10 protein-coding genes are annotated in these 11,593 nt (G+C 64.7%); 5 read left to right on the top strand and 5 right to left on the bottom strand.

Translation table 11 applies throughout. From position 1 onward, the window contains the following. Positions 1-12: 12 nt before the first annotated feature. Positions 13-747 carry a class I SAM-dependent methyltransferase gene (locus V6M39_RS02440; RefSeq protein WP_332642071.1) on the bottom strand — a complete coding sequence of 245 codons (735 nt, stop codon included), beginning with the start codon at positions 745-747 and terminating at the stop codon, positions 13-15. A gap of 157 nt (positions 748-904) precedes the next feature. On the opposite strand from V6M39_RS02440, the gene V6M39_RS02435 reads away from it, so the two are divergent. After that, a complete protein-coding gene (locus V6M39_RS02435; RefSeq protein WP_332642070.1) occupies positions 905-1,993 on the top strand; it encodes a glycosyltransferase family 4 protein in 1,089 nt (362 codons plus the stop codon). Between the two features lie 56 nt (positions 1,994-2,049). Here the strand turns inward: V6M39_RS02435 and V6M39_RS02430 are convergent, their stop codons facing one another. Beyond that, on the bottom strand, positions 2,050-2,196 hold the full coding sequence (locus tag V6M39_RS02430) for a hypothetical protein (protein WP_332642069.1): 147 nt from the start codon (positions 2,194-2,196) through the stop codon (positions 2,050-2,052). A gap of 117 nt (positions 2,197-2,313) precedes the next feature. Here V6M39_RS02430 and V6M39_RS02425 point away from each other — a divergent pair, with 117 nt between their 5' ends. From V6M39_RS02425 to V6M39_RS02415, 3 genes are read left to right on the top strand one after another with little or no spacing between them, the layout of a single operon-like run. Next, positions 2,314-3,192, top strand: coding sequence for a decaprenyl-phosphate phosphoribosyltransferase (locus V6M39_RS02425; protein ID WP_332642068.1), 879 nt, complete (start codon positions 2,314-2,316; stop codon positions 3,190-3,192). Then, on the top strand, positions 3,189-4,535 hold the full coding sequence (locus V6M39_RS02420) for an FAD-binding oxidoreductase (RefSeq protein WP_332642067.1): 1,347 nt from the start codon (positions 3,189-3,191) through the stop codon (positions 4,533-4,535). The genes V6M39_RS02425 and V6M39_RS02420 overlap by 4 nt, the downstream gene beginning before the upstream one ends. A gap of 7 nt (positions 4,536-4,542) precedes the next feature. Continuing rightward, the gene (locus tag V6M39_RS02415; protein ID WP_332642066.1) at positions 4,543-5,295 is read left to right on the top strand and encodes a decaprenylphospho-beta-D-erythro-pentofuranosid-2-ulose 2-reductase; all 753 of its coding nucleotides are present in this window, start codon (positions 4,543-4,545) and stop codon (positions 5,293-5,295) included. Here the strand turns inward: V6M39_RS02415 and V6M39_RS02410 are convergent. Continuing rightward, on the bottom strand, positions 5,245-6,975 hold the full coding sequence (locus tag V6M39_RS02410) for a hypothetical protein (protein WP_332642065.1): 1,731 nt from the start codon (positions 6,973-6,975) through the stop codon (positions 5,245-5,247). The genes V6M39_RS02415 and V6M39_RS02410 overlap by 51 nt on opposite strands. Before the next feature lie 36 nt (positions 6,976-7,011). Here V6M39_RS02410 and V6M39_RS02405 point away from each other — a divergent pair, with 36 nt between their 5' ends. Then, positions 7,012-8,193 (top strand): polysaccharide biosynthesis protein, encoded by a 1,182-nt coding sequence (locus V6M39_RS02405; protein WP_332642064.1) that lies wholly within the window; start codon positions 7,012-7,014, stop codon positions 8,191-8,193. Here the strand turns inward: V6M39_RS02405 and polA are convergent, their stop codons facing one another. Both polA and V6M39_RS02395 read right to left on the bottom strand, forming a co-directional pair. After that, positions 8,194-10,857 carry a DNA polymerase I gene (gene polA / locus V6M39_RS02400; protein ID WP_332642063.1) on the bottom strand — a complete coding sequence of 888 codons (2,664 nt, stop codon included), beginning with the start codon at positions 10,855-10,857 and terminating at the stop codon, positions 8,194-8,196. Between the two features lie 34 nt (positions 10,858-10,891). Continuing rightward, on the bottom strand, positions 10,892-11,509 hold the full coding sequence (locus V6M39_RS02395; protein ID WP_332642062.1) for a GNAT family N-acetyltransferase: 618 nt from the start codon (positions 11,507-11,509) through the stop codon (positions 10,892-10,894). Positions 11,510-11,593: the final 84 nt, after the last annotated feature.

The following is an 11,593-nucleotide window of genomic DNA, read 5'->3' as shown; positions in this document are numbered from 1 at the left end:
ACCTGGAGTCGCTCAGCGTTTGCGCAGCACGATCGCGAGATTCCATGTCACCACCTCGCGCAGTCCGGGTATGCGCAGCACCCACCACGCCCAGCGAGGAAGATACCTCGGGATGAGGGCCACTACCTCTGCCCCGGTCTGTCGACGCGCCCACTTGAGCCCGCTGGCAGCTGTCACGGCATACAGGGACTCACCGAAGACGTTCTTTGGCGGATGACCGTGTTTGCGCTCGTAGCGTCGCGCGGCACGGTGACCGCCGAGGAAGTGCCACGGCGCCGTCTCATGGCCGCCCCATGGCCCGAACCACAGCGTGTATGAGAGGAATACGAGCCCGCCGGGCCTGGTGACTCGCACCATCTCCTCTGCCATCGTCCACGGTTTGTTGACGTGCTCGAGCACGTTCGAGGAGTAGGTGACATCAAAGCTGCCGTCAGCGAAGGGCAGCTGCATTCCGCTGCCAAGCACGGTGCCTGGCTCGGGGTCACCGAGTCCCGAGAGCTCGCCCAGGTCTGCGTCCAAGGAGTTGTACGTGGCGCCAGCGGCGCGAAATGCGTCGGCGAAGTAGCCCGGTCCCCCGCCGACGTCGAGCACCCACGCGCCCTCGAGATCTGCGTACGTTGCGATCTGGTCGACCGAGTCGCGCGCGAGCGTTCCGTAGAAGTGGTCGGGGTCTGACTGCTCAACCCGGAACGCCCGGAACAGCCGCCACGACCGCCGAAACGTGGGGCGGAACGGCAGGTCGGGCACGCGTGCACGATACCCGAGGGTGAGCCCACTTCTCTGGTAGAATTAGGCAGTTGCGTTGAGGGACGCAACGCGCAGTGTTGGGAGACCCTGCGGAGGGAGCAATGCCGGGCAGTTCCGCCGGCATCTGAGGGAGGCGCCGTCTTCGGGCGGCATCACTATGCACGTACTTTTTTGCAACTGGCGCGACACGAAGAACCCCGAAGGTGGGGGCTCTGAGCGGTATGTCGAGAACATGGCGCGCGGTCTGGCTGAGCGCGGCCACACGGTCACGATCGCTTGCGCAACGCACGACAACGCGCCTCGCGAGGAGACCATCGATGGCGTACGTTTCGTGCGCCGCGGCAGCAAGATGGACATCTACGTGCGTACTTTCTTCGCGCTTCTGTTCGGCCGCTACGGCAAGGTCGACGTCGTCGTCGACGTACAGAACGGCCTGCCGTTCTTCACCCGCCTCGCAACCCGCAAGCCGGTCGTCGTCCTGGTCCACCACGTGCACCGTGAGCAGTGGCCCGTCGTCTACCCCGGCCTGGTCGGCAAGATCGGCTGGTGGATCGAGAGCGTGCTGTCGCCACGCCTCTACCGCAAGAGCCAGTACGTCGCTGTGTCGGCGGCAACCCGTCAGGAGCTGATCGAGCTCGGTGTCGACAGAGACCGCATCGCGATCGTCCACAACGGCAACGATCCTGCACCGAACGTCGACGCCGTCCGCTCGGAGACCCCACGCATCAGCGTTGTCGGCCGCCTCGTACCGCACAAGCAGGTCGAGCACGCCATCGACGCTGTCGCTGAGCTGAGTTCCACGCACCCTGAGATCGTGCTCGACGTCATCGGCGCCGGATGGTGGGACGAAGAGCTCGTCGAGTACGCCGAGATGCGCGGTGTCTCCAAGCACGTCGCGTTCCACGGCTTCGTCGATGACCAGACCAAGCACGAGCTGCTCGCGCAGTCCTGGGTGATGGCTTTGCCGTCCCTCAAGGAAGGCTGGGGCATCGTGATTGGCGAGGCGGGCACTCATGCGACTCCGACCGTGGCCTACAGCACTGCTGGCGGCACGACTGAGTCGATCGACCACAAGGACTCGGGCGTCCTCGTCGACGATCCCAACGAGTTCACCGACGCGATCCGCCAGCTCGTCGAGGACAACGAATGGCGCGAGTTCCTCGGTCAGGGAGCTCTCGCGAAATCGCGTACGTTCACCTGGGCTGCCTCGCAGAGCGAGTTCGCAGAAGCCATCCACACCGTCTGAGACAGACAGGAAGCGGGCGCCTCCCGAAGGAGACGCCCGCTAGCTTGTTCAGAAGATCAGTTGGATCCGTAGCTCACATTGCTCGTTGCGTCGATCGGCTTCTCGCCAGCACTCTGCTGCGAATTGACGACTCCCACGACGGTTGCTCCGGCCAGACCAAGTCCTGCGATAAAAGCGACGATGCCGCCAGTGATAGTTCCCACAGTTGAGTCCCTCCCTCAATCAGACCAAGTCTACCAGCGAGAGGGGTCACCAACAAAAGCGCACACGCCCGTTTCGACCGTAGTGGCGGTCCCCCTCGGCACTAGGCTGAAGACATCATGCCGACCCCCTTGCGCACCGCTTCTGCCCTCGTACGGACGATGCGTCCGCGGCAGTGGACCAAGAACATTCTGGTCGTCTCAGCAGCGCTTTCTGCCGGTGTCTTGGGCGACGGCAACAACATCGCGATCATCATTGGCACCTTCGTCGCGTTCACCCTCGCGGCGTCTGGTGTCTACCTCTTCAACGATGCTCGCGATGTCGAGGACGATCGCAAACACCCTCGCAAAAGGTCACGTCCAGTCGCTGCCGGCGAGGTGTCGGTTCGCACCGCAGTGCTGTCGTCGATCGCGGTCGCAGCTGCCGGATTGGGGCTTGGTTTCGCAATCCATCGGGACCTCGGGATCACCCTCAGCGTCTACATTGGGCTTCAGGTGGCCTACTCCTTGTGGCTCAAGGAGCAGCCCGTCATCGACCTGGCGATCGTGTCGTCCGGATTCCTGTTGCGCGCTATCGCCGGCGGTGTCGCGATCGACGTTCCGCTGTCGCAGTGGTTCTTGCTCGTCGCATCGTTCGGGTCGCTCTTCATGGTGGCCGGCAAGCGATACTCCGAGCTCCGCAGCGTTGGCAATGAGGCCGGTACCCGACGCACGCTCGAGGAGTATTCAGTCTCCTACCTGCGATTTGTCTGGACGCTGGCCGCGACGGTCACCATCACGGCGTACAGCCTGTGGGCGTTCGAGATCAAGAACGAGACTGGCGTCGACTGGCAGGCCATCTCGATCGCTCCGTTCGTGATGGGACTACTTCGCTACTCGGTCGACATCGACCGCGGTCTCGCCGGAGAACCCGAAGAAGCAGTCCTGCGCGACCGAGTGCTGCAGTTGATCGCAGTCTGCTGGCTCACGATCTTCGCGATCGGTGTGTACGCCAAGTGACCGAGTCACTCGCGGGTTGGGGCGGTAGGAGCGCGAGTTCCGCTCGTGTCGCTCGCCCAGGTGACGTTGAGGCTCTCCGCGATGAGCTCAAGAACGTTGGAGATCGCGGACTCATCACCCGCGGCCTGGGACGCAGCTATGGGGACCCTGCGCAGAATGCCGGCGGAACCGTTCTCGACCTGACTGATTGGGACACGGTCGTCGATGTCGATTCCGGAGCACCGAGCGTCCGCGTTCAGGCCGGAATCAGCCTCGATCATCTGCTTCGTGCCCTGCTCCCCCTCGGTCTCTGGCTGCCAGTCGTCCCCGGCACCCGGCAAGTGACTGTGGGTGGGGCGATCGCCGCCGACGTGCACGGCAAGAACCATCACGTTGACGGCAGCTTCGGCAACCACGTGTCCGAGCTCGACATCCTGCTCGCGTCCGGCGACATCGTGACGGCGACTCCAGCTGGCGAGAACGCCGAGCTGTTCTGGGCCACGGTCGGCGGGATGGGGCTGACCGGTGTAGTCCTGGAGGCGACGATCCAGCTCAAAGAGGTCGAGACCTCGTACTTCGTCGTCGACACCGAACGCACGTCCAACCTGGCTCAGCTGCTCAAGACACTCGAGACGGGCGACGACGACTACACCTACTCCGTTGCGTGGTTCGACACCGCGACGACCGGCGACGCTCTCGGCCGCGGAGTCGTCATGCGGGGCAACACCGCGACACGCGAGGCGCTCGACCCGGACAAGCGCCAAGCTGCATTGGAGTTCGCCGCGCCGCAGCGAGGCCGCGTACCGGTCGAGCTTCCATTCGGACTGGTCAACCCATTCACCGCCAAGGCCTTCAACGCGCTCTGGTACGCCAAGTCTCCGCGTCACCGGACCGACGAAATCCAGGACATCACCCAGTTCTTCCACCCGTTGGACGTTGTCGGGGACTGGAATCGGGTCTACGGTCCCAAGGGCTTCTGTCAGTACCAGTTCGTAGTGCCCTTCGGTGAGGAAGCCGCGTTCACGTCCATCGTGGAGACGATCGCCCAGTCGGGCCATGTGTCGTCACTCAACGTGCTCAAGCGGTTCGGTCCCGGCAATCGTGCTCCTCTGTCGTTCCCGATGGCCGGATGGACGCTCGCGATCGACCTGCCCGTACGAGCCGGGCTCGACACATTGCTCAACCATCTTGACCAGCTTGTTCTGGCTGCAGGTGGGCGCATCTATCTCGCCAAGGACTCACGCATCTCAGCTGCGACCTTCGCTCAGATGTACCCACGGCTCGATGAGTTCCGCGCCACGCGCGCACGCTTCGACCCCACGCATACGTTCCGATCCGACCTGTCACGACGACTCGACCTGTGAGGCACCCATGATCAACGCGCTCGGCATCCCCCAGCACATCCTGCTGCTCGGAGGTACGTCCGATATCGCCCTCGCGATCGCAGAGACGTACGCCGCGCAGTCGCCGAGCCTTGTGGTCACGCTGGCGGCTCGCCCGGGCGATCGTCGTGACGCTGCCATGCAACAGCTGACCGCGAAGGGATGCACGGTGAACGCCGTCGACTTCGAGGCACTCGACACCGCCAGCCATGGTGCGCTCATTGCGGGGATCGACGGAGACATCGACCTCTCCGTCGTGGCGTTTGGGTTGCTCGGCGATCCCGAGAAGGCGTGGACCGACGTTGATGTCGCGCGAGAGCTCGCAGAGGTCAACTACGTCGGCGCCGTCACCACTGGCGTCGCCCTCGGCGCACGTATCCGTTCGCAAGGCCACGGTGTGATCGTGGCGCTGTCCAGCGTGGCCGGTGAGCGGCCCCGCCGGTCCAACTTCGTCTACGGCTCGACCAAGGCCGGGTTCGACGCGTTCTACACAGGACTGGGTGAGGCGCTGCGTGAGCTGGGCGGTCGTGTACTGGTGGTTCGCCCCGGGTTCGTGAAGTCCAAGATGACCGACGGACTCGATCCGGCTCCTCTGGCAACGACACCTGAGGCCGTTGCCGAAGCGGTCGTCGCTGCTGTGCGTGACGGCAAGGAACAAATCTGGGTGCCGGGCACGATGCGAGTCGTGATGTCAGGCCTGCGGCACGTCCCGCGGGTCATCTTCCGCAAGCTTCCGGTCTGACCTGCGGAACGCGGCACCCATACCGCCGAGCAACGTCAGGCCAGCCATGATCCACGCCGACCTCATGATGCTGCGGTTGCCCGGGGAAACGTCCGCCGAGGCTGCACCTGGGACGGTGAACACTCGCAGGTCGTCGCCGGCCACATCCAACTCATCCGCCCCCGCAACCAGGCCCAGCGCCTCGTCGGCACCAGGTGCCTCGGTGTCGACCACGATGATGCCAATGTGCTCGTTGGGAAGCTCCATGAGGACGTTGGATCCGTCGAGTACGTCCTTGATCAACCGGGCGCGTGGATCTTCGCCCTTGATCGTCGTCCCGGAGACGTCGAGCTCGTCGTTCGTGATGGTCGTGCGGTCGAAGAATCGGCCAGCTGGGTCGAAGACGGGCGTGTCGTGGTTCCAGCTGGGTCGGCGATAGGCCGAGAACGGCAGCACCAGGATGTCGCCGCTGATGTCGCTTTCGGCGATCGCCGTACGGGCGCTAGACCACGAGGCGGGGTAGGTCGACGGTTCCAGACGGCCGCCGACTCCCCAGGCAAGATCTGGCAGTGCCGCCAGCGGCAGCACGACGCCGAGTACCGCGATCGGCGCAACCCACGTACGGGCAGCATTGAGAAGCGCGCAGACGCCCGCTCCGAAAGCGACTGCCTGCAGCGGCACCAGCAGTGCCAGCCAGCGGGTGCCATCGCGTATGAGACCTCCACCAGGTACGTCGCTCACAATGCGTTCGATCAGATCGGGTGCCAGCCAGCCCGCGAGTGCCATGGCGAGGCCGACCACGCCAGCGGCCGCGAGCACGCCGAGCAGTCGCCGTTCACCACGCCACAGCGTCACGAGACCGGCGATGATCACAGCGCCGATCAAGGTAGTCAGTACGACGGTGAGTACGAGTGTGCGCGACGTCGGTACGACCTCGGTGTTCCAGATCCCGCCGAGCGAGAGTACCGAGCCGAGCCGGCCAAAGTGGCCCTCGGCCTGAGCCTCGAACAAAGCGACCGCTGCCGGATCAGAACGTCCGCCGGAGTGCACCAGACCGGCCGCGATCCACGGCAGGTTGAGGAGCCCCGCCAGTCCAAGCACGGGAAGAAGGAGCTTGCGCCCAGCGGCGACAAGCACGATCACCAAACCCATGAGTCCCGTCGCCGGAGTGAGCGCCGTACCGGCGAGCGCAAATATGACGACAGGCCAGCGAGGCCCATCGTCGTCGAGCAGCGCAGCGATGAGCCACGGCATCGCGGCCGCCGCGAGAAGCAACGGCCACTGACCGAGCACCAGGCGCTCGGCGACGAAGGGGTTCCACACCGCAAACGTGGCACCTGCCAGCTGAGCCCCCATCGGGCGATTGCGCAGCAAGCGTCCGACACCGGTGGCGATCAGGAACAGCGCGGCAAACAGCACGATCCGTTGAACCACCGCCGCCGGGATGACAGTTCCCAGAAGAGCCACCACGGCGTCGGACGGGACGGCTCTCGGGAGGGCTGAACCGAGGCCCCACAACTCGGCCCGATCGAGGTCGAGATGGGGAACCCAGACCATGTCGTACGACAGCACGTAGCCCCGCGAGAAGAGCGGCGCGCATACGGCAAGGGCCAAGATGGAGGCCCACAACGGCAGGATCGAGCGGCGCAGATGATCGCGTTGCGACACATTGGCCCTTTCGTCGTGGCGTTGGCCAGCCACGGCTATTGTGCCGTGGTGAGGTCCAAGCGGCAGACGATGACCGGGGGAACTCTCGTCGCCGCCGGGATGATGGGTATGAACATCGCCGTCTACGGCTTCAACATCGTCTCTGCGCGCATGCTCGTCCCGCACGAGTTCGGAGCTCTCACGGCACTGCTCGGCATCATCCTGGTCGGCAACGTCGCATCCCTCGGCCTGCAGGCTGTGACCGCACGCCGGCTGGCGGTCGACCCCGAGCAGCGCGAGCAGATCATCAGCGCAACCGCTCGCGTGACGGTCATGGTTGCCTCAGGGGTCGGCGCCATCGTCGCCGCGTCAACTGTCGTCCTGACCCCCATACTCAAGCTCGACAGCTACTGGCCCGTCATCTTGTGCGGCGCCGCACTCGTCCCACTGACGATCATGGGCGCCGAAGCTGGTGTCGCGCAGGGCACTTCGCGCTGGGGCGCGCTGACGGCAATCTTCCTCGGCAACGGCATCGGCCGAATCGTAGGCGGCTCGCTCGCACTGATCGTCTCCCCCACCACGACATCAGCCATGGTGGGCGTCGCACTCGGCGCGTGGGTCCCCGTCGTCGCCGGCGCAAAGCTGCTGATGGGCCACTCTGACGGCGGGCACCCAATCAGTCGCCGCCCACTTCTGCGCGAAGCGGTCTTGTCGACGCACGCGCTGCTCGCCTACTTCGTGCTCAGCAATCTCGACTCGCTGATCGCCCGCAACCGCTTCGACGGCCATGACAGTGGTCTGTACGCGTCCGGCCTGATTCTGGCCAAGGCGGCGTTGTTCTTTCCGCAGTTCGTCAGCGTCGTCCTGTTTCCCGACCTGGCGCGCGCGACGACGCACCACGCGCGACTCCGAGCCGTGACGCTCGTCGCCGGGTTCGGGGCACTTGCAGTCGCCGCCACCGCCGCGCTGCCCCACGTGGCGCTCATTCTGGTGGGCGGCGACCAGTACGACGAGGTGACCGACCGGCTGTGGTTGTTCGCACTCGCCGGATCCCTTCTGGCGATCGTGCACTTGCTCGTGTTTGACGCACTGGCACGGCACGCGCACGGGGTTGTCGTGATGCTGTGGGCCGCAGTCGTTGCAGTTCTCGCGGCGGCGTACGGACTTGGTGTGGGGTTCACGGGACTGGTGGTCACCGTGACGCTCGTCGCCGCCGCGCTGGCCGCGATCGTCTGGATCACGCCGGGCGAGCGCACCGACGCTCCACGCTGACTAGTGACCGGCTTCGTGCCAGGTCTTGCCGATGCCGACCGATACGTCGAGCGCCACGGACATGTCCGCCGCTGACGCCATCTGCTCACGCACGAGCTTCTCCAGCTGATCGAGCTCACCGGGAGCGACTTCGAAGACGAGCTCGTCGTGAACCTGCAGGAGCATTCGAGAGCCGAGGCCGGCTGCGTCAATCGCACGCTCGACGTTGAGCATGGCGACCTTGATGATGTCGGCAGCAGATCCCTGGATCGGAGCGTTGAGAGCCATACGTTCGGCCATTTCGCGGCGCTGGCGGTTGTCGCTGACCAAGTCGGGAAGATAGCGACGGCGGCCGAGGATCGTCTCGGTGAACCCGGTCTGCCTCGCCTCGTCGACGAGTCCGCGGAGATAGTCGCGCACCCCGCCGAATCGCGAGAAATAGTCGTCCATGAGCCCCTGCGCCTCGCCCGTGGAGATGTTGAGCTGTGCGCTGAGTCCATAGGAGGACAGCCCGTACGCGAGTCCGTAGTTCATGGCCTTGATACGTGCCCGGAGCTCGGTGTCGACTTCTTCGGCGGGCACCGAGAACACCTTGGATGCCGTGACAGTGTGGAAGTCCTCGCCCGACTTGAACGCTTCGATCAGATCGGCGTCCTCAGACAGGTGCGCCATGATGCGCATCTCGATCTGGCTGTAGTCGGCCGTCAGCAGAGTCTCGTAGCCCTCGCCAACGCAGAACGCCTCACGAATGCGCCGGCCAGATGCCGTACGGATCGGGATGTTCTGCAGGTTGGGGTCGTTGGAGCTGAGTCGTCCGGTCGCCGCGATGGTCTGCGCGTACGTCGTGTGGATGCGACCGTCGTCGGAGATCGACTTCCGGAGACCGTCAACGGTCTGACGCAACCGCGTGACATCGCGGTGCTCGAGCAGGTGTTGCAAGAACGGGTGCTCAGTCTTTTCATATAACGACTGGAGCGCCTCCGCGTCAGTCGTGTAGCCGGTCTTGGTGCGCTTCGTCTTGGGCATGCCGAGCTCGTCGAACAGCACGACCTGCAGCTGCTTGGGCGATCCGAGGTTGATCTCCTTGCCGCCGATCGCGGCGTAGGCCTCTGAGGCGGCGTCTTGGGCTCGCGCAGCGAACTCCGACTCCAGTGAGATCAGGTGTGCGTCGTCGATCGCGATGCCGGCGCGCTCCATACGTGCGAGTGTCGCGACCAACGGAAGCTCAACGTCATGCACCAGCGGTGTGCCACCGATCGACTCGACCTCTTCGTCCAGCACCGCGGCGAGGTCGAGTGTCGCGCGGGCACGCAGCATCCCGGACTCGGCTCCGGCGTTGTCAGTGTCGAATGTCAGCTGTCCCGACGGCTCGGAGTCGTCGCGCAGCTCGCGCTTGAGATAGCGCACGGAAAGATCGGCGAGATCGTACGAACGCTGGTCCGGCCGTACAACGTAGGCCGACAAGGCAGTGTCAGCGGCCACACCCTTGAGCGACCAGCCGCGGGCGGCCAGCGCAAGAGCAGGGCCCTTGCCGTCGTGCAGCACCTTGGGTCGTTGCGGATCTGCAAGCCAGGCTGCGATCGCAGCATCGTCCTCTGCGGTGATCTCGTCCACGTTGATCCACGCGGCAGCACTGTCAGATGCGACGGCGATGCCGACCACATCGCCTGTGCCGCGCCCCCAGGAGCCCTGAACGTGGACACCGAGACGTACGCCCGGCTTCGAGTGTTCGTCCAGCCAGGCAGCGACGGCACCTGGCTGGACGTTGACGCCATCGAGGTCGAACCCTTCTTCGGTCTGCGGTTCGACCTCACCAAAAGCCTCGAACAGTCGGACCCGAAGGGCATTGAACTCCAGCGCGTCGAAGACCGTATGGATCGCCTCGCGGTCCCACACTGTGTCGAAGCCCAGATCGGCCGGTCCTGCCGGCAGATCCAGATCTCGGATCAGCGCGTTGATGCGGCGGTTGCGGAGCACGTCGTCAAGGTGCTCGCGAAGTGACTCCCCCGCCTTGCCGGGGATGTTGTCGACGTCTGCAACCAACGCATCGAGCGTGCCGTACTGGTTGATCCACTTGGCTGCTGTCTTGGGTCCGACACCGGGCACGCCGGGGAGGTTGTCGCTTGTCTCACCGACGAGCGCGGCAATGTCCGGGTAGTGCTCGGGTGTGACGGCGTACTTCTCCTCGACCGCAGCGGGCGTCATGCGCGCCAGGTCGGAGACACCCTTGCGGGGATAGAGAACAGTGGTCTGGTCTGTGACGAGCTGCAGGGCGTCGCGGTCACCGGTGCAGATCAGGACTTCCATGCCCGCAGCCTCGGCACGCGTCGACAGGGTGCCGATGATGTCGTCGGCTTCGAAGCCGACCTTCTCGAACGTCTGGATGTGAAGTGCGTCGAGGATCTCCTTGATCAGCGGGATCTGACCGCTGAACTCGGGCGGCGACTTGGAACGGTTGCCTTTGTAGTCCGCGTACTGCTCCAGGCGGAACGTCTGACGCGAGACATCGAAGGCCACCGCGACGTGCGTCGGCTTCTCGTCGCGGAGGACGTTGATCAGCATCGAGGTGAACCCGAACACCGCGTTGGTGCTCTGTCCCGTCGTGGTCGAGAAGTTCTCGACAGGGAGGGCGAAGAAGGCGCGATAGGCGACGGAATGGCCGTCGATCAGAAGTAGGCGGTCCACACCGGCGACTCTAGCCTCCAACCCGGACACAGAGTCAGTGACGGGTGCCGACACCCTGCGCGTCGACCTGACGGCGGCGGAGTGTCCTGCGTACGGCAATGAGCTTGCCGGTGTCTCGCGAGTTGGTGGCCTTGCCCGAAAGACGCGAGCGAAGCTTGCTGGCCTGGATTGCTCGTACGATCGCGATCTGGTTGAACCCGATCTTGGCCAGATAGCGTTGCGGCTCGCGCGAGTGCACCGGGATCGACGCAACCACGATCTCGCAGTTGTGGTCCTCACCGTGATGGGCGGCCGCCGACAGCAGCATCGAGGCGACCGAACGACGACGGAAGCGTGGCGAGACCTGGATCTCGGTGACGATCAGGACGCGGGTGAGGCTGATCGGCGTCAACGTGTTGACAGAGAAAACGGTCGCTCCGATGATCTCGTCATCTGCGACCGCCACGACTATGCGCTTGTTAGGCTGCCCGAGGTTGATGTCGAGAGCAGCAGAAGCCTCGGCCACTCCGGGCTCACGCCACAATGCCTGCTGCGTGAATGCTTCAGAACCTTCATCCTGACTGGCCGCGGCACACTCTGACCACAATGCGATGAGCGCTGCTGCGTCGTCTCGATCAGCGTCCCTCAGGACGATGGGGGTTCTGGCAGACATAGGATCCTGATTCTGTCCGTGACACCGGGCGAAGCCAGCGTGAATGACACACTACCGCTGGGCGCCTGCTGCCTTAGTTGAAAG

Source organism: Aeromicrobium sp. (assembly GCF_036675695.1).
Lineage (GTDB): Bacteria > Actinomycetota > Actinomycetes > Propionibacteriales > Nocardioidaceae > Aeromicrobium.
This window is presented reverse-complemented; position numbering and strand designations above follow the sequence as displayed.